This window comes from Muricoccus roseus (assembly GCF_900141905.1).
Taxonomy (GTDB): Bacteria; Pseudomonadota; Alphaproteobacteria; order Acetobacterales; family Acetobacteraceae; genus Roseomonas; species Roseomonas rosea.
Genome location: NZ_FQZF01000027.1, coordinates 15,037 through 36,096 on the forward strand (window position 1 = coordinate 15,037; position 21,060 = coordinate 36,096).

A 21,060-nucleotide genomic window follows, 5' to 3' on the forward strand; every position below is an offset into this window, starting at 1 on the left:
CGCGACCTGTGTCGCGGAGGCTGGGGCAGATCCTCGAGGAGCGCCTGGCCTAGTTGAGGGGCTCGCCCCTCAACCGCCGTGGCCGAACATCGCAGGACAGCACGATCCCTCCGCGGTTCTCGCGGCGTCGGCGTCGGTCAGCGGCGTTCGGAAAGCGGCGCATGCGGGGGCAGCATTCCGTGCGCGGCTCGGTGCCGTCAAGCGGTCAGGGGTGGGGAGAGGAGGGGTCCGCCCCCCACCCGCCAAGGGCCTGAGGCCCTTGGAACCCCGTCTGACTGCCGTGGATACCCCGGATCGATGGGGTCTCTGGTTGCGGGTGCTTTTCCTGCCTTTGCAGTCGCCTCGGGTGGATGACCCGAGGCGCACCGTCAGCCCGGTGATTCTAAACGTCTAAAAGAAGACGATGGTGAGGGGTCCGGGGGGAGGAAGAATTCCTTCTTCCTCCCCCCGGGACAGACCGTCAGCTCAGGACTGAAGCTCCGCCGGCACGCGAAGGGTGAGCCCGAGCAGGCGGAAGGAGAGGGTCTTGCCGTGGCCGTCCAGGTTGAGGGCGCCGTTCACCCCGCCTTGCAGCACGTCGTCGATGACGAAGTTGAAGCCGCCGAGGTTGGGCAGGTCGTAGCGGCGCACGCGGGTGGCGCCGCGATGGGCGAAGAGGTCCAGCACGCGTTGTTCCGTCACCTGTTCGGCGATGAGGGGCCAGGTTTCGGGGCGGTAGGCGAAGAGGCCGATGTTCAGGCGGTTGCCTTTGTCGCCCGCGCGCGCATGGGCCAGGCGGTGCAGGGGGATGTCCATGGGTGCGCTCATGCGGCGTCCTCCAGCGTCAGCAGGGTGACGCGGGGGTGCACGCGGTCCCGCGGGACCATGAAGGAGAGGGTGCGGATTCGGTCCACCACGCGGGTGCGGGCGCCGCCGCCGCCGGCCGGGCCGCAGCAGAGGAGGGAGAGGACCTCCCGCGCCGCGCGCTCGGCGTCCTCCTTCGTTTCCGTCGCGACGGCGAGGCGGAGGCGGAGGTCGGCGGGGTCGGCGGTGAGGTCCGTGTCGCCGAGGATGCCGGCATCGCCGTCGAAGACGCTGACGATGCCGATGAGGTCCACGCGCACCCGCCCCTGGATGCCGAGCATCGGCAGGCGGTCCCGCAGGGTGCGGCCGGCGAGTTCGGCGCGGGCGCGGGCATTGGGGCCGGCATAGGAGATCTCGCCCTCGCCCAGCCAGCCGCCGGGGAGGCTGACGGTGGCCTTCAGCCGCGCGGGGCGCGGGGTGCCGCGCGCGCCGGTGACGCGCACGCGGTCCGGGCCTTCCTGCGCGAGGGAGATGGCGGTGATGTCGAGCGTGACGTCGGGGGTGAGGTAGGCGGCGGGGTCGTGCAGCTCGTAGAGGAGCTGTTCCTTCACCGTGCGCAGGTTCACCAAGCCGCCCGTGCCCCCGGGCTTGGTGATGGTGAAGCCACCGTCTTCGTCCATCTCGGCGATGGGGAAGCCGATGGCGTGCATGTCCGGCACGTCCTTGAAGCCGGGATCGGCGAAGTAGCCGCCGGTGACCTGGGAGCCGCATTCGAGAAGGTGGCCGCAGGCGGTGCCGGCGGCCAGGCGGTTCCAGTCATCCTCGGCCCAGCCGAAATGCGCGAGCATGGGGCCGAGGGCGAGGGCGGGGTCGGCGGCGCGGCCGGTGATGACGACCTGGGCGCCGCCGCGCAGGGCTTCCGCGATCGGCGCCGCGCCGAGATAGACATTCGCGGCGATGACCTGGGCGGGGTCGAGCACCGCGCCCTCATCGCCTTCCCAGGGCTGGAGGTCGTCCAGTGCGTCGGTGCCGCGCACGTCGTCGCCTTCCACCACGGCGATGCGGAGCTCGGGCAGGCCGAGCTCGCGCGCCAGGCGCAGCACGGCGCGCGCGGCGCCGCGCGGGTTGGCGGCGCCGCCATTGGTGATGATGGGGATGCCATGCGCCGCGCAGCGCGCGAGGATGGGGCGCAGCAGGGCTTCCAGCGCGGGCTCGTAGCCGCCATCGGGGTTGGCGCGGCGGTCCCGCTGCGCGAGGGCGAGGGTGCGCTCGCCCAGCACCTCCAGCATCAGCGCGGCGGGGCCGCCGGTCGCGATGAGGGCATCCACCACGGGGCCGCGGGCGTCGATGCGGTCCCCGGAGAAGCCGGAGCCGCAGCCGATGCGGAGGAGAGGGGACATGCGCGCTCAATCCGCCTTCGCGCCGGAGACGCGGATGACCTCGGCCCATTTGGCGATGTCGCCGCGCAGCCAGGTGGCGAATTCGGCGGGCGGCATGCCGACGGGCTCCAGCCCCTGGTCCAGCAGCTGCGGGCGGAGGTCCGGCGCGTCGAGCGCGCCCTTCAGCGCGGCGTAGATTCTGTCCCGGATCTCGGCCGGCGTGTTCGCCGGGGCGAAGAGGCCGTGCCAGGCGGAGACCTCGAAATTCTCCACGCCCTGCTCCATGGCGGTGGGCACGTCGGGGGTCCAGGGCAGGCGGTTGGCCGAGGTGGCGGCCAGGGCGCGCATCCTGCCCTCCCGCACGAAGGGGAGGACGGCGGTGACCTGGTAGATGGTCATCGGCACATGGCCGGCGACGACATCGGTGAGCGCCTGGGCGGCGTTGCGGTAGGGCACGTGCTCCAGCGGCGCGCCGGTGCGCAGCTTCAGCAGTTCGCCCGCGAGATGCGAGGAGGTGCCGTTGCCGGCTGAGGCGTAGCTGACGGAGCGCTGCTTCTTCGCCCAGTCGATGAATTCCGGCAGGGTGCGCGCGGGGATCTGCGGGCTGATGACGAGCAGGTTGGGCGCGTTGGTGACGAGCGAGATGGGCAGGAAGTCCCGCAGCACGTCATAGGGCATGTTCGGCATCAGCGACGCGTTCACCGAATGCGAGGCGATGGAGCCCATGACGAGGCTGTAGCCGTCCGGCGCGGACTTCGCGATCACGTCCGAGCCGACGACGCCGCCCGCGCCGGCGCGGTTCTCGACCACGATGGGCTGGCCGAGGGTTTGCGACATGCGGGGCGTGACGAGGCGCGTCATGATGTCGGTGGAGGTGCCGGCGCCGAAGGGGACCATCATGCGGATGGGCTTGTTCGGGTAGCCGCCCTGAGGGCCGCCCTGGGCGGAGGCGAGGCGCGGCAGGGCGGAGAGGGCGAGGCCGCCGAGCAGCAGGCGGCGCGTGGGCTGGGGCATGGGCGTTTCCTCGTGCGCGGCCCTGCGGGCCTGCGGTTTTCCTGGAGCGGCCCGGAATCCTGCATGGCGGCGGTCATCAGGCAATGGAAAGTTCCTGATGGTGTCCATAGGGTTCTTCTATGGATGTTTCGATTCGGCAGGCGCGGGCGCTGGTGGCGGTGGTGCGGCTGGGCAGCTTCACCCGCGCGGCCCAGGCGCTGGGCGTTTCGCAGCCGACGCTGACGGTGCAGCTGCGCGGGCTGGAGGAGGCGCTCGGCCTCACCTTGCTGGACCGGAGCGTGCGCGGCAGCGTGCCGACCGCCGAGGGGCAGCGGCTGGCCGAGGCCTTCGGCCGGCTGGTGGGGGATTTCGACCTGCTGGTGGGCGAGGCGCGGGAGGTGGCGGCGCAGCGCGCGGGGCTGGTGCGGCTGGCGGCGCTGCCTTCCGTGGGCACCACGGTGCTGCCGGAGGCGCTGGCGCGGCTGCGGGAGGGGAGCCCCGGCATCCGGGTGATGATCCGCGACGCGGTGGCGCACCGCATCCCCGCGCTGGTGAAGGCGGGGGAGGTGGAGCTGGCGATCGGGACCGAGTTGGGACCGGAGCCGGAGCTGCGGACGGAGCGGCTGCTGCGGGACCGGATGGTGGCGGTGGTGCCGGGCGGCCATGCGCTGGCCGGAGCAGGCGCGGTGCCGCTTTCCGCCCTGGCGGCTGAGCCGCTGATCCTGACCGACCCGCAGAGCAGCGTGCGCGTGCTGGTGGACCGGTGCTTCGCCGCGCGTGGGATGGCGGTCAGCCCGGCCTATGAGGTGACCTATATGAGCACCGCGATCGGGCTGGCGCGGGCGGGGCTGGGGGTGGCGATCCTTCCCTCCTCTGCCGTGGATGCGGCGTTGGCGCCCGCGGTGCTGGCCGTGCCGGTGGAGGCGGCGGACCTGGAGCGGGAGGTGGTGCTGGCCTGGCGGGCCGGGCGATCGCTTTCGCCGCCGGCGCGGGCGCTGGTGGCGGCGCTGCGCATGGCGGCGCGGGGTGAGCCCCACCCTGCTGGTCCACAGCCCGGTTCTTCTGCATAACTCCGGGTATGTCGCTGTCCTCGTTCTCTCGTCTCGTTCATGCGGATTGGAGCACGACGCCGGGCAAGCGGTGGTTCGCCGAAGCGCGTCGGGATGCCACTGGCTGGCTCGTCGAAGCGCCACGCCTGGTGGGCCGGGTGGAGCATTTCGTCGGAGAATTGTTCAGCGGGCCGCTGCCGACCTTGGCCGGCTTCGACTTTCCAGTCGGGATGCCCGTGCAGGTCGGCCGCAGGACGGGTTTCAGCGGCTTCAGCGAAGCCATCGACCAATTCGGCCTGGGACCGTGGGCGCGCTTTTATGATGTCAGCGAAGAGGCGCAGGATATTTCGCTGCATCGCCCCTTCTATCCTCGTGTTTCCTCGTCCTCGGCTCGTCAGGCGCACCTGCTTTCCGCGCTCGGCGTGGAGCACATGGACGCCCTCCGGCGGGAATGCGAGAGGGCGACGAGCGACCGCAGGGCTGCGTGTTCCTTGTTCTGGACACTCGGCGGTAACCAGGTCGGCAAGGCCGCCATTTCCGGCTGGCGCGACGTGGTGCAACCCGCGCGGCGGGCAGGGGCGCTGCTCTGGCCATTCGACGTCGCCGCTCTCTCTTCAGTCGAGCAGGGAAGCGTTGTCCTCTGCGAGACATACCCGGCCGAGGCATACGGACATGTCGGCGTCCGCTTCCGGAGGGGCGGCAGCAAGCAGCGGCAGGAGGACCGGCGTGCCGCGACGGCGGGGTTAGGTCAGCGCTGTGAGAGACATGGAGTTCGGCTATCGTCCGATATGGTGGCCGTTCTCACGGACGGCTTCGGGCCGCGCAAGGACGGCGAAGATGCCTTCGACGCGACGATCGGGCTGATGGGGATGATCGAAGTCGTCGAAGGCCGACGCGCGCCGGCGCCGGGCGTGCGGCAGGCCCCGGAATGGGAAGGCTGGATTCTCGGGCAGACGGCATAGGGCAAAGCCCTAAAGCTCCCTCTGCCCGTCCGTGACGCGCTGGCGGGCGCGGTGGAGGTGGTAGCGCATGGCGAGGCTGGCGCCTTCCGCGTCGCGGCGCTGGATGGCCTCGGCGATCGCCTCGTGCTCCTCGATCACGCGGCGGGCGCGTTCCTTCGAGCGGGTATGGGTGATGCCGAGGGCGACGGTCATGGACTGGTGGATCGTCTCGTGCAGCACCTCCAGCATCTCCGCGAACAGGGCGTTGCCGCTGGCGGTGGCGACGGCGCGGTGGAAGTCGTAATCGGCCTGCACGGGCACCGCGCCGGCTTCGAGGCTGGAGCGGAGGGCGGCCAGGGCGCGCTCGATGCGGTCCAGGTCGGCCGCGCCGCGGCGTTCGGCCGCGAGGCCGGCGGCACGGTCCTCCAGCGCCATGCGGACCTCCATGCAGCGGAGGATGCCGGCGATGTCCGAGACGGGGGCGAGGCGGGTGAGGTGGCCGGAGGGGCGCTTCTGCACGAAGGTGCCGGAGCCCTGGCGGGTGGCGACCAGCCCGTCGGCGTGGAGGCGCATCAGGGCTTCGCGCACCGTGGGGCGGGAGACCTGGAAGGCCTGGCAGATCTGGCTTTCGGAGGGGAGCTTGTCGCCTTCCCGGTAGGTTCCGGCGATGATCTGGTCGAGGATCTGGCCGTAGAGCTGGTCGCCCAACCGTTCCTTGCGCCCGGGCACCAGCTTCATGCCGCTCTCCTTCTCGGGGGCGCAGGATGGCGGGTTTCCGGGCCCCTGCCAACCTGTCATACAGGTTGACAAGTTGTGGGTGGATTTGTCAGCTTGGCGCCGCGACAGAACTCCCGAGGAGGCGCCCGTGCCCGCACCCCATCCCGATGTCCTGGGCGCCCTGCCCGGCATCTCCGGCATCCTGGTGACGCCTTTCGACGGGGAGGACGGGATCGCCCCGCAGCTGCTGCGGCCGGTCATCGACCGCGCCGTGAAGGCGGGGGTGCATATCCTGACCGCGAACGGCAACACGGGCGAGTTCTACGGCCTGACCACCGCCGAGGCGGAGCGGATGGTGCATGCGGCGGCCGAGATGATCGACGGCCGCGTGCCGCTGATCGGCGGCGTCGGGCGCAGCATCCACGACGCCACCTCCCTCGCCCGTGCCTCGAAGAAGGCCGGCGCGGCGGCGCTGATGGTCCACCAGCCGCCCGATCCCTTCGTCGCGCCGCGCGGCGTCGTCTCCTATGTGCAGCGCGTGGCCGAGGCGGGGGATGGGCTGCCGCTGGTGCTGTACCTGCGGAATGCCGGCATCGGGCTGGAGGCGATCGAGAAGCTCTGCGCCATTCCCGGCGTGGCGGGCGTGAAATGGGCGACGCCTGAGCCGCTGAAGCTGGCCGAGGCGATTCGCCGCGCCGACCCGAAGACGGTGTGGGTGGGCGGCCTCGCCGAGGTCTGGGCGCCGCCGCTGACCGCCGTGGGCGCGCGGGGCTTCACCTCCGGGCTGATCAATGTGTGGCCGGAGCATTCGGTGGCGATCCACGCCGCGTTGGCCGCCGGTGACTATGCGAAGGCCAATGCGCTGATCGCGACCATGAGCACCTTCGAGGAGCTGCGCGCCGAGGAGGGGAACGGCACCAATGTCTCCGTGGTTAAGGCGGCGCTGAAGCTGATGGGGAATGATTGCGGCCATGTGCGGCCGCCCGGCGCCTGGCCACTGACGGAGCGGCAGCAGGGGATGCTGGAGCAGCGGCTGGCGGAGTGGGGGCTGACCGGGAAAAAGGCGGCCTGATGGCCCGCGGGGGCTTTGCCCCTGCACCCCCACCGGGGTGGCAACGGCCACCCCGGACCCCGCGCCGAATTTCAGAGATCCCTGACCGGCCTTCCGCGGCAGCCCTGAAAAAGAAGATGAGGGGTCCGGGGAGAATTCCTTCTCCCCGGCCTCTTTACGCGCCCGCCATCGTCAGCCCTTCGATCCGCAGCGTCGGGCTATCCGTGCCGCGCCTGAACCGAAGGTCGTTCGCCGGGGTGATGTGGAGGAACATCTCCCGCAGGTTCCCGGCGATGGTGACGCCGGAGAAGGGCTCGGCGACCTGGCCGTCGCGGATCATGAAGCCGGAGGCGCCGCGGCTGTAGTCGCCGGTGTTGGCGTTGATGCTGCTGCCGATCATCTCCGTCACCAGCAGGCCTTCGCGGATATCGGCCATCAGGGCCTCCGGCGTCAGCGTGCCCGGTTCCAGCCAGAGATTGGTGGTGGAGGGCGAGGGCGGGCCGCCGACGGAGCGCGAGGCGCGGCCGTTGGAGGCGAGGCCGAGCTGGCGGGCGGAGCGCCAGTCCAGGATCCAGTGGTTCAGCACGCCGTTCTCGACCAGCACGAGCGGGGCGGTGGGCATGCCCTCGGCGTCGAAGGGGCGGGAGCGGAGGCCGCGCGGGCGCGTCGGGTCGTCGCGCACCGTGAGCCCCGGCGCCATGATCGCCGTCCCCATGCTCTCGCGCAGGAAGCTCGTGCCGCGGGCGACGGCGGCGCCGTTCGCGGCGGCGACGAGATGGCCGAGGATCGAGCCGGCCACGCGCGGGTCATAGAGGACGGGCAGGCGCGCGGTGGCGGGGCGGATGGGGTTCAGGCGGCGCACCGCGCGTTCCCCGGCGTTGCGGCCCAGCGTCTCGGGGTCGTCGAGCTCGGACAGGTGGGTGGCGGAAGCGTAGTCGTAGTCCCGCTCCATCCCCGTGCCCTGGCCGGCGAGCGCCGTGACGGAGAGGCTGTGGCCGCTGCGCGTGTAGGTGCCGGCGAAGCCGTTGGAGGCGGCCAGCGCGATGACCGTGCGGCTCCAGCCCGCATCGGCGCCCTCGGAATTCGTCACGCCGGGGATGGCGCGCGCGGCTTCCTCCGCGCGGCGGGCGCGGGCGGTGAGGGCGGCGACATCGGGCTCGACGCCATCATCCATGTCGAGCGGAAGGTCGGCCAGGGCGGGCACCCGCTCCGGCAGGCCGCCGAAGGGGTCCTCCGGCACGGCGCGGGCCATGGCGACGGCGCGCTCGGCCAGGGCGGCGAAGCCGGCGGGGTCGGCATCGGTGGTGGAGACGATGGCCTGGCGCTTCCCGAGGAAGACGCGCAGGCCGATGTCGAAGCCCTCGCTCCGCTCGACATTCTCCACCTCGCCCAGGCGCATCTGGACGGAGAGGGAGGCGCCGGCGGCGAGCATGGCATCCGCCGCATCCGCCCCCGCCGCGCGGGCGGCGGAGACGAGGGCGGCGAGGGTTTCGCGCGGGTCCGCCTTCCCGCGGTCGAGCACGGCGCTCATGCCGCGAGCTTCTCGACCACTTCCGGCAGGTGCGGTACGCGGCCGGCGGGGCCGAGGGCGGCGAGGGTGGGCGCGGCGCGGAAGGCGCGGGCGGCGGCCTGCTGGATCTGCTCCACCGTGACGGCCGCGATCTTCGCCTTCGTCTCCTCCACCGGGATGATGCGGCCATGGACCTGGAGCTGCCGGGCGAGCTGCTCGCAGCGCGAGCCCGTGGATTCCAGGGACATGAGCACGGAGGCGCGGAGCTGCGCCTTGGCGCGGGCCAGCTCCTCCTCCGTCACGTCGTGCTGCACGCGGCGCAGCTCCTCCAGCGTGGCGGGCATCAGCTCGGCCGCCTGCTCCTCGCCGGTGCCGGCGTAGATGGTGAAGAGGCCGTGGTCGCGATACGGGGAGTGGAAGGAATAGACTGAATAGACGAGGCCGCGGCGCTCGCGGATCTCCTGGAACAGGCGGGAGGACATGCCGCCACCGAGGATCGTGGAGAGCAGCATCGTCGGGTAGTGCATCGGGTCGCCATAGGCGGGGCCGGGGAAGCCCAGCAGCAGGTGCACCTGGTCGAGGTCGCGCTCCTCGCGGAACTCGCCGCCGGTGTAGCGGGCGGGCTCGGCCTCGTGCTGCGCAATGGTGGGCAGGTCGGCGAAGTGCTTCTTCGTCAGCTCCACCAGCGCGTCATGGTCCACGGCGCCGGCGGCCGCCACCACCATGCGGGAGGGGCCGTAATGGCGGCGCATGTAGCCGGTCAGCGCCTCGCGCGGGAGCTTCTCGATGATCTCGGCCGGGCCGAGGGTGGGCCGGCCCATGGGCTGGTGCGCGTAGGCCGTGTCCTGGAAGTGGTCGAAGATGATGTCGTCCGGCGTGTCGTTCGCCTGGCCGATCTCCTGCAGGATGACGCCGCGCTCGCGCTCCACCTCCTCCGGGATGAAGGTGGAGTGGGTGAGGATGTCGCCGAGGATGTCGGCGGCGAGCGGCAGGTCCTCCTTCAGCACCTTGGCGTAATAGGCCGTGGTCTCGCGCGCCGTGTAGGCGTTGAGATGGCCGCCGACGGCCTCGATCTCGCGCGCGATGGCCTGGGCGTCGCGCTTCTCCGTGCCCTTGAAGGCCATGTGCTCGAGGAAGTGGGAGACGCCGTTCTCATGCGCCTCCTCGTCGCGCGTGCCGGTATGGGCATAGGCGCCGATGGAGGCGGTCTCCACGCGCGACATGGTGTCGGAGACGATGGTGAGGCCGTTGGGCAGGCGGGTGAGGCGCAGGGCGCCGCCGTTCAGGGCAGGGTCGGTGGCGGCGGCCAGAGTCGCCTCGGTCATGTGCTCGGTCATGCTGTGGGGATGGCTTCCGGGACCTGGGGAGGGCGTTTCGAGGGCTGAATGTAGGGTGTTCGGGCGCGGGGTGCGAGGTTGCACCGGGGAAACGGGGGTCGATCTCTCCCCGGACCCGTCGAAGGCAGTGCCTTCGACCCATCATCTTTTTCTTCGAGTTGGAGTCATTCAACTGACGGTGCGCCTCGGGTCCGCGACCCGAGGCGACCGCAAGCGCAGGATCAATCCCCTTCAACCCGAAACCCCATTGATCCGGGGCATCCACGGCAGTCCGACGGGGTTCCAAGGGCCTCAGGCCCTTGGCGGGTGGAGGGCGGAGCCCTCCCGGCCCTCAGCGCGCGGCCTGTCGGATGGGCGGGGCGGGTGGCGGCAGGGGCAGGGCCGGGCGGGTGAGGCGGCGCGGCTCCGTGGGGCTGGCATCCTCCGGGGCGAGGCGGGGGAAGAGCAGGATGAAGCCCGCGAAGACGGCGGCCGGGAGGAGGGGAATGCGCAGCGCGGGGCGCCAGGGGCGGGTGGTGGCCCGCCGGGCGCGACGGCGGCGGGCGCGGGTGGGCTCGGCTTCCGGTGGGGGCGTGGGGGTGGCGGGGAACTGGAAGAGGCGATCGGCCCGGGGCAGGTCGGAGACGTGGAGGAGGAGCACGCCGACGCGCGCGGCGAGGGCGTGGGCGGCGGCGGTGTAGGGGGCGTTGGAGACGACCGCCGCGCCATCCGCCCCTGCATAGCCGCGCCCGGCCAGGGCTTCCTGCACGGCCTTGTTGCCGACGGGCCGGTTGTAGAGCTTGCACTGCAACACGACGCTGCGCTTGCCTTTGCGGGCCAGGACATCCACCCCCTGGTCGCCCGAGCCGCGGCCGACGGAGACGGTCCAGCCATGGGCCGCGAGGGTGTCGGCGCAGTGCTGCTCGAACTGCCGCGGCGTGAGGCTGGGTGTGAGGCTGGGGGCGGGCGTTTCGGCGGGGGGCGCGGCCTGTGGAGCCGCGCCATGGGCGATGACCAGCACGGCCGCCAGGAGAAGGAGCGCGACGGCGGCGAGGAGCAACCCCATCCCGATGCCCTTCCGGCCGTCTTGTGGTCACCGGCGGGCGGCCGGGCGCCTGGCCCGCGCAGCGACTCGGGCGTGCCGCGCGGGGCAGGCCTTTTACGTGCCGTTCCTCACAGCGAACTTCAACATTGCCGGCTAAATTCGGTTCAGGAATTCGCCCGCGAAATCAGGGATTTCCTGGGATCGGGATGGGGGGCGGGGGTGCGGGGGCTGCAACTGGCGCTTCGGGCGGGCGCTTTCCACGGGTCTTCATCATCCGGCGGGGTGCCCCATGACCCAGGCGAACAAGGACGATCCGAGCCACGATCCCGGCGATTCCGTGCCGCCCGGCGTCGCGCCGCGGTTTCCGCCGGCGCTGACGGAGGAGGACCGGAAGGTGAAGCGCAAGCTGGAGGAGCTCGGCGGAGGCGCGCCGGTGCGGCATGACGAGCCGCAGGGGCGCGCGGAGCCGGAGGGGCCGGAGAAGCGGGGCGCCTGAGCGCGCGAGCGCGCCGCTTCCTCGTCCGGCCAGGGCCTGCCATCACTCGATGCGGATGTTCTCGGCGCGCACCACCTCGCGCATCGCCACGCGCTGCTCGGCCACGAAGCGGGCGAGGTCCTCGCGGCTGCCGCCGGTGGGCAGCACGCCCAGGCCGTTCAGCAGGCGGTCCCGCCGAGCGGGGTCGGCCAGGCCCTGGTTCAGCGCGGCGTTCAGGCGGTCGAGGATGGGGGCGGGGGTGGCGGCGGGCGCCCACATGGCCACCCAGTCATTCACGTCGAAGCCCTCGAAGCCCCCTTCGGCCACGGTGGGGACATCGGGCAGGAAGGGCAGGCGTTCGCGGGTGGTGACGGCCAGCGGCCGCAGGCGGCCCTCGCGGATGAGGGGCACGGCCTGGGGCGTGGTGGAGAAGGCCATGTCCACCGCGCCCGCCAGCACATCCTGCATGGCGGGCGCCGAGCCGCGATAGGCGACGTGGACGAGGCCGAGCGACGCGCGGCGCGACAGCACGGCGCCCGCGAGATGCGGGCCGGAGGCGATGCCGGAGGAGGCATAGGTCATGCCCGGCTTCTTCCGCGCGGCCTCCATCAGCGCGGCCAGGCTCCCCGGCCCGGCCGGCAGCACCACCAGCACCTGCGGCAGGGTGCAGACGCGGCCGATGGGCGCGAAGGCGGTGGCATAGTCGAAGGGGAGGTTGGTCATCAGGGCCGGGTTGAGGGCCTGGCCCGAGGCGTCGGAGAGGATGGTGTAGCCATCCGGCGCCGCGGCGGCGACGGCGGCGGCGCCGATGGAGCCGGTGGCCCCACCGCGGTTCTCGACCACCAGGGGCTGGCCGAGAAGGGCACCCATGGGTTCGGCCAGCAGGCGGGTGGGCACGTCCACCCCGCCGCCCGGGGCGTAGGAGGCCACCACGCGGATGGGCCGCGTGGGCCAGGGGGCCTGCGCGCGGGCCTGTTCCGGCCGGAGGGCCGGCAGGAGGGGAAGGCTGGCGCTGGCCGCGATGAGCGAGCGGCGGGACAATGCGGGCATGGTTCTGCCTTGGACGTTTCCTGGGTGGCAGCTTATGGGCCAGGCTTCCGCCCGGCAAAGGGGAAGGGCCGCCGGCCGCGGGGCCGAGGCAGAGGAGCAAAGCGATGGACATCAAGCGGGTTGGTTCCCGGCCTTCCGGCAAGGGGCCGGCGGAGTACTTCACCGGTGCCGTGCGCATCGACCCGCTGTTCGACGCGGAGGATCCCGCGCGCGTGGCGGGGGCGATGGTCACCTTCGAGCCCGGCGCCCGCACGGCCTGGCACACGCATCCGCGGGGTCAGACGCTGATCGTCACGGCGGGCTGCGGCTGGGCGCAGCGCGAGGGCGGCGCGGTGGAGGAGATCCGGCCGGGCGACGTGGTCTGGTTTCCGCCCGGGGAGAAGCACTGGCACGGCGCCACGGCGGGCACGGGCATGACCCATATCGCCATCCAGGAGAAGCTGGACGGCAAGGCCGTGGACTGGATGGAGCCGGTCAGCGACGCGCAGTACGGGCGCTCACCGGGCCGCTTCCGCTTCAGTCCGCGTTGCGGCGGGCGTGGGCGCGCACGGCGGACTGCACGGCCGAAAGGTCGTTCGGCAGGACGCTGAACCGCTCCTCGCGCTCGTAGAGGTCCGCCATGTGGGGCGGCAGGGCGGGGCGGGTGCCGGTCGCCTGTTCCACCGCGTCCGGGAACTTCGCGGGATGGGCGGTAGCGGCGATGACGATGGGCGTGCCCGGCGCATCCGGCGCATGGGCGTGGCTGGCGGCGGTGCCGGCGGCGGTGTGGGGGTCGGCGGCGTAGCCCTGGGCGTAGAGGCGGCGCATCTCGGCGATGGTCTCCTCATCCGACACCGCCTGGCCGCGGAAGAGGGCGGCGGCGTTGCGCCAGGCCTCCTCGGGGATGGGCATGGTGCCGGTTTCGCGGAAGGCGCGCATGGTGGCGGCGGTCTGCGCGCCGTCGCGGCCCAGCAGCTCGAACAGCAGGCGCTCGAAGTTGGAGGAGACCTGGATGTCCATGCTGGGCGAGAGGCTGGGCACCACGGGCTGCGCGGACATGTCGTTGGCCGTGATCCAGCGCGCGAGGATGTCGTTGCGGTTGGAGCCGATGATGAGGCTGGAGACGGGCAGGCCCATGCGGCGGGCGGCCCAGCCGGCGAAGACATTGCCGAAATTGCCGGTGGGCACGGCGAAGGCCACCTCGCGCTCCGGCGCGCCGAGGGAGAGGGCGGCGTAGACGTAGTAGGGGATCTGCGCCGCGATGCGCGCCCAGTTGATGGAGTTGACGGCGGAGAGGTTCATCTCGGCGCGGAAGGGCGCGTCGTTGAACATCGCCTTCACCAGGTCCTGGCAATTGTCGAAATCGCCCCGGACCGCGAGGTTGCGCACGTTGGGGGAGAGCACGGTCGTCATCTGGCGGCGCTGCACGGCGCTGGTGCGGCCTTCCGGATGCAGGATGACGATGTCGAGGTTCTGGCGGTCGCGGCAGGCCTCGATGGCGGCGGAGCCGGTGTCGCCCGAGGTGGCGCCGACGATGGTGATGCGCTCCCCGCGCCGGGCCAGCACATGGTCGAACATGCGGCCCAGCAGTTGCAGGGCGAAGTCCTTGAAGGCGAGGGTGGGGCCGTGGAACAGCTCGAGCGCGAAGCGGCGCTCGTCCAGCTGCACCAGGGGCGCCACGGCGGGGGTGGTGAAGCCCGCATAGGCGTCGCGGCACATGGAGAGCAGCACGCCGGGCTCGAAGGTGTCGCCGGTGAAGCGGCCGATGATCTCGGCCGCGATCTCGGGATAGGGGCGGCCGCGCAGGGCGCGCCAGTCCTCCGGCAGGAGGATGGGCCAGGTCTCCGGCAGGAAGAGGCCGCCATCCTCGGCCAGGCCGGCCAGGAGGACGGATTCGAAGTCGCGGGGTGCGGCCTCGCCGCGGGTGGAGACGTAGCGCATGGCGGGGGGCTTAGCGGAAAGGGAGGGCCGCCGGAATGGCCGGTTGCGCATGGGGGCTTCGTGACTGGCACGGGCGAGCCGGGCCGGGCGAGGATGCGGGCATGATCCGGCGCGTCCTGCTCCTTCTGCTTCTCCTGGCCGCTCCGGCGGCCGCCCAGGAGCTCCGTCCCGTCTCGCCCGGTACGCCGGAGGGCGATGCGCTGGTCGCGCGCCTGCGGCAGGGCGGGCTGGTGCTCTTCCTGCGCCATGCCGATACGCGCGGGGAGGCCTGCGACCGGTCCTTCCGGGTGGGGGACCGGGCGGGGCAGCGGAACGTCTCGGTCATAGGTCGCGCGCAGTCGGCCGCGATTGGGCGCCGCCTGGAGGAGCTGGAGATCCCGGTGGAGCTTCCGGTGCTGGCCGGGCCGGTGTTCCGGGCGCGGGACACGGCCGAGGCCGCCTTCGGTGCGGCGCGGGTGCGGGTGACGGATGAGCTGCTGGCCGACGACTTCGCCGGCGGGCGGCTGGAGGAGGTCATGGAAGGGCATCGGCGGCTGCTCTCGGTGCCCGTGGCGGCCGGGGTGAACCGGGTGCTGGTGGGGCACCGGACGCCGCTGATCATGATCGCGGGGCCGCCGGTCGGCGGGCGGGCCTTTCCGGAAGGGGCCTTCGCGGTGGTGGAGCCGGGGGGCGGCTTCCGCGTGCTGGGCATCCTGGAGCTCGTGCCGCTGCCGGGCGGCGGCTTCCACGGCTGCTGAGGCGGTTCGCTTTACATTGCGGTGCGACAAGGTAGTGGGGTGGAGGGGCCGGTGGGCCGGGTGCGGCCTGCATCCGGCACGGCGGCGTGCGGGGGACAGCGATGGCGAAGCTCGGGATCCGGACCTACATCGAAACCGGCCGCGCGAAGTTCTCCTTCGATCCGCTCGATCCGGTGATCGTCTCCACCGACCATATCATGCCGCGGAACATGGCGTGGTACCGTCAGTTCGTGCAGCACAAGGCGGCCCTGTTCCGGCTGGGCGAGGCCGTGATGCGGCTGCCCCCGCGCCATGTTCTGGACCTCATCGCCTTCTGCCGGTTCAGCCTGGCGCAGCACGGGACCCTGCAGGTCGATGACGCGCGGCTGGCCGGGGCCTGGGCGGGCGGGCCCGCCGGGCTGGCCGGCCTGCTGCAGCGCCTGGGCTTCGCGCTACGCCAGGTGGCACCGGATTCGCCCGATTCGCCCCTGCCGATCGAGGCCCTGAAGCTGACCGACCAAGCCGCGCCCCTTCCGGGGATGGAGACGCTCTATGTCGTCGGCGACAGCCATGTGCGCTTCCTCGCCGGCAAGGACGAGACGACCGGGTACGCCGGGCTGGAGCGCGGGATCAAGCTGTTCCGGGACATGGTGCCGGGCTTCGTGGGCCTGCATCTCGGCGCCGGGCTGGCCTGGCAGCTGGGCGTGCGCGGTTCCAGCACGGCGGCGACCGAGAAGATCGAATACCTGCTGGGCGAGAGCGGTGCGGTGCCGCGCGGCGCGCGGGTGGTGTTCTCCTTTGGGGAGGTGGATTGCCGCGCGCATGTCTGCCAGCAGGCGGAACGCCAGGGGCGGCCGGTGGAGGCCATCGTCGAGGATATCTGCGCGCGGGTGATCGCGTTCCTGGACGGCATCGCGGCGCAGGGCTTCCGGCCGGTGGCCTGGGGCCCCATCGCGCCCACCTGGCTCGACCGCATCCAGGACCCGCGCTACCCGGTCTATGGCAGCTTCGAGCAACGCAAGGCAGCCACGCTGCACTTCAACGCCACCCTCGCCCGGCTCTGCGCGGAGCGGGGGCATGGCTTCCTCACGGTCGCGCCCCAGCTGTTCCGGGCGGAGGACGGGGTGACGGACAAGCAGTTCTACTGCGACCCGATCCACCTCTCGCAGAACGCGCGGCCTTTCCTCTACCCGCAGTTGGACGCGTTGCTGGGGCCTTTGCAACTCGGGTGATTGGCGCGGGTTCTGGGCTGTTCGGTCTGTCCCGGGGAGAGGAAGAAGGAATTCTTCCTCTCCCCGGACCCGTCGAAGGCAGTGCCTTCGACCCATCATCTTCTTTTAGAAGTTTGGAATCACGGGGCTGACGGTGCGCCTGAGGTCTTGGATCTCAGGCGACTGCAAACGCAGGAAGGGCACCCTCAACGGGAGACCCCTTCAATCATCGTATCCACGGCAGTCAGACGGGGTTCCAAGGGCCTTAGGCCCTTGGCGGGTGGAGGGCGGAGCCCTCCTCTCCGGAAGTTCCGCCGGAGCCCGGTATCGGTCCCACCGCTCCTTGGCCTAGCCTGCGCGCAAGCAAGACGGAGCGCGCATCCATGGTTCATGTCGTCGCCATCATCACCGCCCGGCCCGGGCAGCGGGAGGCTTTGCTGGCGTTGTTCCGCGCGAACATGCCGGCGGTGCTGGCCGAGGAGGGGTGCATCGAATACGCGCCGGTGGTGGACCTGCCGGATTTCGGGCCTGTGCAGGCGCCGATCGGGCCTGACAGCTTCATGGTGATCGAGAAATGGGCGACGCCGGAGGCGCTGCGGGCCCATGGGGCGGCGCCGCATATGGTGGCCTATGGCCGCGCCTCGCGTGAGCTGGTGGCGGGGCGCGCGGTGCATGTGCTGACCGCGGCATGAGCAGCGAGGCCGTGGCCGTCCGTGTGGCGGCGTTGCTGATCGCGCGGCGGGAGACGGTGGCGGTGGCGGAGAGTTCCGCGGGCGGGCTGATCGCGGCGCGGCTGCTCGCGGTGCCCGGGGCCTCGGCCTATTTCCTCGGCGGGGGCGTGGTCTACACGGGCGCGGCGCGCGCGGGGCTGCTGGGCATCACCGCCGAGGAGATGGCGGGGATGCGGCCCTCCACCGAGGCCTATGCGCGTTTCCTCGCCGGGCGCGTGCGGGAGAGGTTGGGGGCGGATTGGGGGCTGGCGGAGAGCGGGGCGACCGGCCCTTCCGGCAACCGCTATGGCGACGCGGCGGGCCATGCCTGCTTCGCGGCCTGCGGGGCCGGCATGCTGGCCCGCACCCTCGAGACCGGCTCGACCGATCGCGCGGCGAATATGGAGGATTTTGCGGAGGGGGCGCTGCGGGTGCTGGAGGAAGCCCTGCGCGGATAGGTTTACTATACCGGCTGGACGGTCTGGACAAACCGTCCGGCCGGTATAGTTAAAGGGCATGCCGCCCGATCCACCTCCCGCCGCGACCCGCCCTGATGCCCGAACCCGTGTTCTGGACGCGGCAGAGGGCATCATCCGTGCCCGGGGCGTCCCCGCCCTGACGCTGGAAGGGGCGGCGCGGCAGGCCGGGGTCTCCAAGGGCGGGCTGCTCTATCACTTCGCCTCCAAGGAAGCCTTGCTGGTTGCGCTGATGCGGCGGCTTGCGGAGGGGATCGAGGCGGATTTCCAGACCATGGCGGCGGCCCAGCCGGAAGGGCCCTTGCGCGCCCTGCGGGCCTGCCTGGCCTTCACCTTCGATCAGCCGGACATTTCGGAGGCGCATGCGCGGGCGGCGGCGGTGCTGCTGGCGGCCTTCCACCACGACCCCGCGCTGATCGACCCCATCCGGGAGTTCTTCGCCCGCGTGCGAACCCGCGTGGCGGAGGAGGGGGCGCCGCCCGGCGTGGCCTGGGCGGTGATGCTGGCGGGCGACGGGCTGTTCATGGCGCGGCTGTTCCGCCTCTACGAACCAGGGGCGGAGGAATTGGCGGCGCTGCGGGCCACGCTGCTCGGGCTGCTGGAGTCGGGAACGTGAAGCGCTGGGCGGTGGTCGGCGCCGTATTGGCGGCGGCCGGGATCGGAGCCTGGGCTATGGGGCTGGGCCCTTTCGCTTCCGGGCCCATGGGCGGGGCGGTGGCGCCGCCGGCCGCTGCCTCGGCGCCCGCCGGGGTGGGTGCGCTGGGGCGGGTGGAGCCGGCCGGGCGCATCCGGCGCCTGGCAGCGCCCGGGCTGAGCATGGGCGCGCGGCTGGAGCGGCTGCTGGTGGACGAGGGCGACACGGTGAAGGCCGGGCAGGTCCTGGCCGAGTTCGCCGATGCCGGGCAGCGCGACGCTGCGATGGCCGAGGCGGCGGCGCGGATGGCGCAGGCCAGCGCGACGCTGGAGCGCACCCGCCGCGGCGGCAGCGAGAGCGAGGTGGCCGCGGCCGAGGCGCGCGTGGCGGCGCTGCGCGCGGCCGAGGAGACGGCACGGCGCGACGCGGCGCGTTCGGCATCCCTCGTCTCCTCCGGCGCGGGGGCGGCGGCGCAGGCGGAGCGGAACCGCTTCCTCGCCACGCAGCGCGCGGCGGAGCGCGCCACGGCCGAGGCCGATCTGGAGACGCTGCGGAACCCGCGGGATGAGGACGTGGCACGCGCCGAGGCCGATCTGGCCGCGGCGGAGGCCGCGCTGGCGCGGGCACGGGCCGATGCGGATCTCGCGCGGCTGCGCGCCCCTTCCGACGGCACGATCCTGCGCGTGATCGCGCGGGCGGGCGAGGCGGTGGGCAGCGACGGCGTGCTGGAGATGGGCGACCTCTCCCGCCTCGACGTGGTGGCGGATGTTTATGAGACCGACCTGCCGCGCCTGCGGGAAGGTGCCGCCGCCGAGGTGGTGGTACCGGGCGAGGCCGCGCGCCACCATGCCGTGGTTCGCGAGATCGGCTGGGTGGTGCGGCGCACGACCCAGGCCGGCACGGACCCCGTGGCGGCGGTGGATGCGCGCACGGTGGAGGTGCGGCTGACGCTGGACGAGGCGGGGCGCCAGGCGCTGCTGCGGCGCTCCGGCATGCAGGTTCAGGTGGCGATTCGGCCGTGAACGCGATGTCCGACCTTCGGCCCGCCGCGCGTGGCGCCATGCGGGCACCCGGCTTCCTCTCCGGCTCCTGGTTGGCGGTGCGGCTGGCCTGGCGGCAGCTGCGCTCGGAACGGGCGCGGCTGGCCTCGGCCATCGCGGGGGTGATGTTCGCCTGCGTGCTGGTCTTCATGCAGCTCGGCTTCCGTGCGGCGCTGTTCGAGAGCGCGACGACGCTGATCGGCGCGATGCGGGCGGACCTGTTCCTGATGAGCCCGATGACGCTCGCCTCCTTCCGGCCGGAGACCATCCCGCGCGTGCGGGTCTCGCAGGCGCTGGGGGTGGAGGCGGTGCAGGCGGCCGTGCCGGTCTATCTGGCGCAGGCGAGCTTCCGGAACCCGGAGTCGGGGAGGCGGCGCATGATCCAGCTCATCGGCTTCGACGCCGAGGCGGGGGTGCTGGACCTGCCCGGGCTGGCCGCGATGCGCGAGGCGCTGAAGCAGCCGGACACCATCGCCTTCGACGCGCGCTCGCGGCCCGAATTCGGCCCGGTGCTGCGGATGTTCCAGGAGCAGGGGCCGTTCGCCGTCCAGATCGGCAACCGCGAGATGCGCGTGGTGGGCACGGTGGAGATGGGAACCTCCTTCGGCGCGGACGGCAATGCCGTTCTGTCGGAGGTGAATTTCCGCCGCGCGGTGCGGGAGAGGCCGCAGGCGTTGGTGGACCTGGCCGCGATCCGGCTGAAGCCCGGGGCCGACCTGCTGGCGGCGCAGGCGGCGCTGCGCGCGATCATGCCGCCGGATGTCGCGGTGCTGACGCAGGAGGAGCTGCGGCGGCACGAGCTGCGCTACTGGGAGGAGGCGACGCCGATCGGCTTCATCTTCTCGTTCGGCAGCCTGATGGGGCTGATCGTCGGCATGGTGATCGTCTACCAGATCCTGTTCAGCGACATCGCCGGGCATCTGAAGGAATACGCGACGCTGAAGGCGATGGGCTATTCCAACGCGCATCTCTCGCGCGTGGTGCTGGGCGCGGCCGGGATCCTCGCGCTGCTGGGCTTCGTGCCGGGCACCATCGCCTCCGCGATGCTCTACGGCGTGATCGCGGATGCGACCTTCCTGCCGCTGGCCATGGCCACGGAGCGCGCGGTGACGGTGTTCCTGATGATCTTCGCCATGTGCGGCGTGGCCGGGCTGCTGGCGGTGCGCAAGCTGCGCGACGCCGATCCGGCGGACATGTTCTGATGGAGAACCCGGTCGAGATCCGCGAGGTCACCTACGCCTATGGCGAAGGCGCGCTTCGGCGGGAGGTTCTGCGGGAGGTGGACCTCCGCGTCGGGCCGGGGGAGATCGTGATCCTCACCGGCCCCTCCGGCAGCGGCAAGACGACGCTGCTGACGCTGGCGGGCGCGCTGCGCGCGGTGCAGCAGGGATCCTGCCGCGTGCTGGGGCGCGAGCTGGCCGGCGCGCGGGAGGCGGAGCGGGTGGCGCTGCGGCGGCGGATCGGCTTCATCTTCCAGAGCCACAACCTCCTCGGCTTCCTCAGCGCGCGGCAGAACGTGGCGATGGCGCTGGAACTGGATGGCGGAACGGGCGAGCGCGAGCGGCTGGAGCGGGCCGATGCCATGCTGGCCTCCGTCGGGTTGGCCGAGCATGCGGGGAAGCAGCCCGGACAGCTTTCCGGCGGGCAGCGGCAGCGCGTGGCGGTGGCGCGGGCTCTGGTGGGCAGCCCCGGGTTGATCCTGGCGGACGAGCCGACCGCGGCGCTGGACAAGGCCAGCGGGCAGGAGGTGGTGCATCTGCTGCGCGACCTGGCGCGGTCCCGCGGGACCGCCATCCTGCTGGTGACCCATGATCCGCGCATCCTGGATGTGGCGGACCGGATCGTGGCGATGGAGGACGGGCGGGTGGTGGCCGATGACGCAGCCCGGGCCGTGAACGGATAATCCGCGCGTTCTAACCTAGGATACGGAAGTTCCCGTGCCGGCCGATTACAGGCCATTCGGGCATGGAACGGGCTGCGGGGCGCTTCGTCATGAAGCGTTAGCACACGCTTCATGACGCCTGTGGAAGAAGCGGGGTGGCGC

Annotated in this window: 22 protein-coding genes; 13 read left to right on the forward strand and 9 right to left on the reverse strand. The window is 72.2% G+C overall.

Annotation, left to right across the window (positions count from 1 at the left end):
- Positions 1 to 465: 465 nt before the first annotated feature.
- From BUB97_RS19270 to BUB97_RS19280, 3 genes are read right to left on the reverse strand one after another with little or no spacing between them, the layout of a single operon-like run.
- Positions 466 to 807, reverse strand: coding sequence for an AtuA-related protein (locus BUB97_RS19270; protein ID WP_073137775.1), 342 nt, complete (start codon positions 805 to 807; stop codon positions 466 to 468).
- Positions 804 to 2,183: an acyclic terpene utilization AtuA family protein gene (locus tag BUB97_RS19275; protein WP_073137777.1), complete on the reverse strand. Its 1,380-nt coding sequence runs from the start codon at positions 2,181 to 2,183 to the stop codon at positions 804 to 806. The genes BUB97_RS19270 and BUB97_RS19275 overlap by 4 nt, the downstream gene beginning before the upstream one ends.
- A 6-nt stretch (positions 2,184 to 2,189) precedes the next feature.
- Complete coding sequence (locus BUB97_RS19280; RefSeq protein WP_073137779.1) at positions 2,190 to 3,176, reverse strand: Bug family tripartite tricarboxylate transporter substrate binding protein; 987 nt, start codon at positions 3,174 to 3,176, stop codon at positions 2,190 to 2,192.
- A 119-nt stretch (positions 3,177 to 3,295) separates the two neighbouring features.
- Here BUB97_RS19280 and BUB97_RS19285 point away from each other — a divergent pair, with 119 nt between their 5' ends.
- Together BUB97_RS19285 and BUB97_RS19290 are read left to right on the forward strand one after the other, a co-directional pair.
- The gene (locus BUB97_RS19285; protein WP_073137781.1) at positions 3,296 to 4,225 is read left to right on the forward strand and encodes a LysR family transcriptional regulator; all 930 of its coding nucleotides are present in this window, start codon (positions 3,296 to 3,298) and stop codon (positions 4,223 to 4,225) included.
- Between the two features lie 8 nt (positions 4,226 to 4,233).
- On the forward strand, positions 4,234 to 5,166 hold the full coding sequence (locus BUB97_RS19290; RefSeq protein WP_073137783.1) for a hypothetical protein: 933 nt from the start codon (positions 4,234 to 4,236) through the stop codon (positions 5,164 to 5,166).
- A 9-nt stretch (positions 5,167 to 5,175) separates the two neighbouring features.
- Here the strand turns inward: BUB97_RS19290 and BUB97_RS19295 are convergent, their stop codons facing one another.
- A complete protein-coding gene (locus tag BUB97_RS19295) occupies positions 5,176 to 5,883 on the reverse strand; it encodes a FadR/GntR family transcriptional regulator (protein ID WP_086062361.1) in 708 nt (235 codons plus the stop codon).
- A gap of 127 nt (positions 5,884 to 6,010) precedes the next feature.
- Between BUB97_RS19295 and BUB97_RS19300 the strand changes: the two genes are divergently transcribed.
- Positions 6,011 to 6,934 (forward strand): dihydrodipicolinate synthase family protein, encoded by a 924-nt coding sequence (locus BUB97_RS19300; protein ID WP_073137787.1) that lies wholly within the window; start codon positions 6,011 to 6,013, stop codon positions 6,932 to 6,934.
- 154 nt (positions 6,935 to 7,088) lie between these two features.
- On the opposite strand, the gene BUB97_RS19305 is transcribed toward BUB97_RS19300, so the two are convergent.
- The 3 genes from BUB97_RS19305 to BUB97_RS19315 all read right to left on the reverse strand — a co-directional run bounded on the left by BUB97_RS19305 (position 7,089) and on the right by BUB97_RS19315 (position 10,805).
- The gene (locus tag BUB97_RS19305) at positions 7,089 to 8,444 is read right to left on the reverse strand and encodes a TldD/PmbA family protein (RefSeq protein ID WP_086062363.1); all 1,356 of its coding nucleotides are present in this window, start codon (positions 8,442 to 8,444) and stop codon (positions 7,089 to 7,091) included.
- The gene (locus BUB97_RS19310) at positions 8,441 to 9,748 is read right to left on the reverse strand and encodes a M16 family metallopeptidase (RefSeq protein ID WP_073137881.1); all 1,308 of its coding nucleotides are present in this window, start codon (positions 9,746 to 9,748) and stop codon (positions 8,441 to 8,443) included. The genes BUB97_RS19305 and BUB97_RS19310 overlap by 4 nt, the downstream gene beginning before the upstream one ends.
- A gap of 343 nt (positions 9,749 to 10,091) precedes the next feature.
- Positions 10,092 to 10,805, reverse strand: a complete 714-nt coding sequence (locus BUB97_RS19315; protein WP_073137789.1) for a restriction endonuclease — start codon at positions 10,803 to 10,805, stop codon at positions 10,092 to 10,094.
- Positions 10,806 to 11,073: 268 nt separating this feature from the next.
- On the opposite strand from BUB97_RS19315, the gene BUB97_RS19320 reads away from it, so the two are divergent.
- Positions 11,074 to 11,280, forward strand: coding sequence for a hypothetical protein (locus BUB97_RS19320; RefSeq protein ID WP_073137791.1), 207 nt, complete (start codon positions 11,074 to 11,076; stop codon positions 11,278 to 11,280).
- 42 nt (positions 11,281 to 11,322) lie between these two features.
- Here the strand turns inward: BUB97_RS19320 and BUB97_RS19325 are convergent, their stop codons facing one another.
- A complete protein-coding gene (locus tag BUB97_RS19325; RefSeq protein ID WP_073137793.1) occupies positions 11,323 to 12,309 on the reverse strand; it encodes a Bug family tripartite tricarboxylate transporter substrate binding protein in 987 nt (328 codons plus the stop codon).
- A gap of 104 nt (positions 12,310 to 12,413) precedes the next feature.
- Here BUB97_RS19325 and BUB97_RS19330 point away from each other — a divergent pair, with 104 nt between their 5' ends.
- On the forward strand, positions 12,414 to 12,899 hold the full coding sequence (locus tag BUB97_RS19330; protein WP_086062364.1) for a (R)-mandelonitrile lyase: 486 nt from the start codon (positions 12,414 to 12,416) through the stop codon (positions 12,897 to 12,899).
- On the opposite strand, the gene thrC is transcribed toward BUB97_RS19330, so the two are convergent.
- The gene (gene thrC / locus BUB97_RS19335; RefSeq protein WP_073137883.1) at positions 12,826 to 14,229 is read right to left on the reverse strand and encodes a threonine synthase; all 1,404 of its coding nucleotides are present in this window, start codon (positions 14,227 to 14,229) and stop codon (positions 12,826 to 12,828) included. The genes BUB97_RS19330 and thrC overlap by 74 nt on opposite strands.
- A 101-nt stretch (positions 14,230 to 14,330) precedes the next feature.
- Between thrC and BUB97_RS19340 the strand changes: the two genes are divergently transcribed.
- The 8 genes from BUB97_RS19340 (at position 14,331) to BUB97_RS19375 (ending at position 20,919) form a co-directional block, all read left to right on the forward strand.
- A complete protein-coding gene (locus BUB97_RS19340; RefSeq protein WP_073137795.1) occupies positions 14,331 to 14,966 on the forward strand; it encodes a histidine phosphatase family protein in 636 nt (211 codons plus the stop codon).
- 101 nt (positions 14,967 to 15,067) lie between these two features.
- Positions 15,068 to 16,177 carry an SGNH/GDSL hydrolase family protein gene (locus BUB97_RS19345; protein WP_073137797.1) on the forward strand — a complete coding sequence of 370 codons (1,110 nt, stop codon included), beginning with the start codon at positions 15,068 to 15,070 and terminating at the stop codon, positions 16,175 to 16,177.
- Positions 16,178 to 16,539: 362 nt separating this feature from the next.
- Entirely contained in the window at positions 16,540 to 16,848 is a 309-nt protein-coding gene (locus BUB97_RS19350) for a putative quinol monooxygenase (protein WP_073137799.1), read from the forward strand.
- Positions 16,845 to 17,324 (forward strand): CinA family protein, encoded by a 480-nt coding sequence (locus BUB97_RS19355; RefSeq protein ID WP_073137801.1) that lies wholly within the window; start codon positions 16,845 to 16,847, stop codon positions 17,322 to 17,324. The genes BUB97_RS19350 and BUB97_RS19355 overlap by 4 nt, the downstream gene beginning before the upstream one ends.
- A gap of 58 nt (positions 17,325 to 17,382) precedes the next feature.
- Positions 17,383 to 17,958, forward strand: coding sequence for a TetR/AcrR family transcriptional regulator (locus tag BUB97_RS19360; protein ID WP_073137803.1), 576 nt, complete (start codon positions 17,383 to 17,385; stop codon positions 17,956 to 17,958).
- Positions 17,955 to 18,998, forward strand: a complete 1,044-nt coding sequence (locus tag BUB97_RS19365; RefSeq protein WP_139281395.1) for an efflux RND transporter periplasmic adaptor subunit — start codon at positions 17,955 to 17,957, stop codon at positions 18,996 to 18,998. Before BUB97_RS19360 ends, BUB97_RS19365 begins: the two co-directional genes overlap by 4 nt.
- A gap of 5 nt (positions 18,999 to 19,003) precedes the next feature.
- On the forward strand, positions 19,004 to 20,218 hold the full coding sequence (devC, locus tag BUB97_RS19370) for an ABC transporter permease DevC (protein ID WP_245818370.1): 1,215 nt from the start codon (positions 19,004 to 19,006) through the stop codon (positions 20,216 to 20,218).
- Positions 20,218 to 20,919, forward strand: coding sequence for an ATP-binding cassette domain-containing protein (locus BUB97_RS19375; RefSeq protein WP_073137807.1), 702 nt, complete (start codon positions 20,218 to 20,220; stop codon positions 20,917 to 20,919). Before devC ends, BUB97_RS19375 begins: the two co-directional genes overlap by 1 nt.
- Positions 20,920 to 21,060: the final 141 nt, after the last annotated feature.

What these genes read in the sequence shown, in the direction of transcription:
- BUB97_RS19270 (WP_073137775.1), bottom strand. Translation starts at nt 807, where the DNA reads ATGAGCGCACCCATGGACATCCCCCTGCACCGCCTGGCCCATGCGCGC.
- BUB97_RS19275 (WP_073137777.1), bottom strand. Translation starts at nt 2,183, where the DNA reads ATGTCCCCTCTCCTCCGCATCGGCTGCGGCTCCGGCTTCTCCGGGGAC.
- BUB97_RS19280 (WP_073137779.1), bottom strand. Translation starts at nt 3,176, where the DNA reads ATGCCCCAGCCCACGCGCCGCCTGCTGCTCGGCGGCCTCGCCCTCTCC.
- BUB97_RS19285 (WP_073137781.1), top strand. Translation starts at nt 3,296, where the DNA reads ATGGATGTTTCGATTCGGCAGGCGCGGGCGCTGGTGGCGGTGGTGCGG.
- BUB97_RS19290 (WP_073137783.1), top strand. Translation starts at nt 4,234, where the DNA reads ATGTCGCTGTCCTCGTTCTCTCGTCTCGTTCATGCGGATTGGAGCACG.
- BUB97_RS19295 (WP_086062361.1), bottom strand. Translation starts at nt 5,883, where the DNA reads ATGAAGCTGGTGCCCGGGCGCAAGGAACGGTTGGGCGACCAGCTCTAC.
- BUB97_RS19305 (WP_086062363.1), bottom strand. Translation starts at nt 8,444, where the DNA reads ATGAGCGCCGTGCTCGACCGCGGGAAGGCGGACCCGCGCGAAACCCTC.
- BUB97_RS19310 (WP_073137881.1), bottom strand. Translation starts at nt 9,748, where the DNA reads ATGACCGAGGCGACTCTGGCCGCCGCCACCGACCCTGCCCTGAACGGC.
- BUB97_RS19315 (WP_073137789.1), bottom strand. Translation starts at nt 10,805, where the DNA reads ATGGGGTTGCTCCTCGCCGCCGTCGCGCTCCTTCTCCTGGCGGCCGTG.
- BUB97_RS19320 (WP_073137791.1), top strand. Translation starts at nt 11,074, where the DNA reads ATGACCCAGGCGAACAAGGACGATCCGAGCCACGATCCCGGCGATTCC.
- BUB97_RS19325 (WP_073137793.1), bottom strand. Translation starts at nt 12,309, where the DNA reads ATGCCCGCATTGTCCCGCCGCTCGCTCATCGCGGCCAGCGCCAGCCTT.
- BUB97_RS19330 (WP_086062364.1), top strand. Translation starts at nt 12,414, where the DNA reads ATGGACATCAAGCGGGTTGGTTCCCGGCCTTCCGGCAAGGGGCCGGCG.
- thrC (WP_073137883.1), bottom strand. Translation starts at nt 14,229, where the DNA reads ATGCGCTACGTCTCCACCCGCGGCGAGGCCGCACCCCGCGACTTCGAA.
- BUB97_RS19340 (WP_073137795.1), top strand. Translation starts at nt 14,331, where the DNA reads ATGATCCGGCGCGTCCTGCTCCTTCTGCTTCTCCTGGCCGCTCCGGCG.
- BUB97_RS19345 (WP_073137797.1), top strand. Translation starts at nt 15,068, where the DNA reads ATGGCGAAGCTCGGGATCCGGACCTACATCGAAACCGGCCGCGCGAAG.
- BUB97_RS19350 (WP_073137799.1), top strand. Translation starts at nt 16,540, where the DNA reads ATGGTTCATGTCGTCGCCATCATCACCGCCCGGCCCGGGCAGCGGGAG.
- BUB97_RS19355 (WP_073137801.1), top strand. Translation starts at nt 16,845, where the DNA reads ATGAGCAGCGAGGCCGTGGCCGTCCGTGTGGCGGCGTTGCTGATCGCG.
- BUB97_RS19360 (WP_073137803.1), top strand. Translation starts at nt 17,383, where the DNA reads ATGCCGCCCGATCCACCTCCCGCCGCGACCCGCCCTGATGCCCGAACC.
- devC (WP_245818370.1), top strand. Translation starts at nt 19,004, where the DNA reads ATGTCCGACCTTCGGCCCGCCGCGCGTGGCGCCATGCGGGCACCCGGC.
- BUB97_RS19375 (WP_073137807.1), top strand. Translation starts at nt 20,218, where the DNA reads ATGGAGAACCCGGTCGAGATCCGCGAGGTCACCTACGCCTATGGCGAA.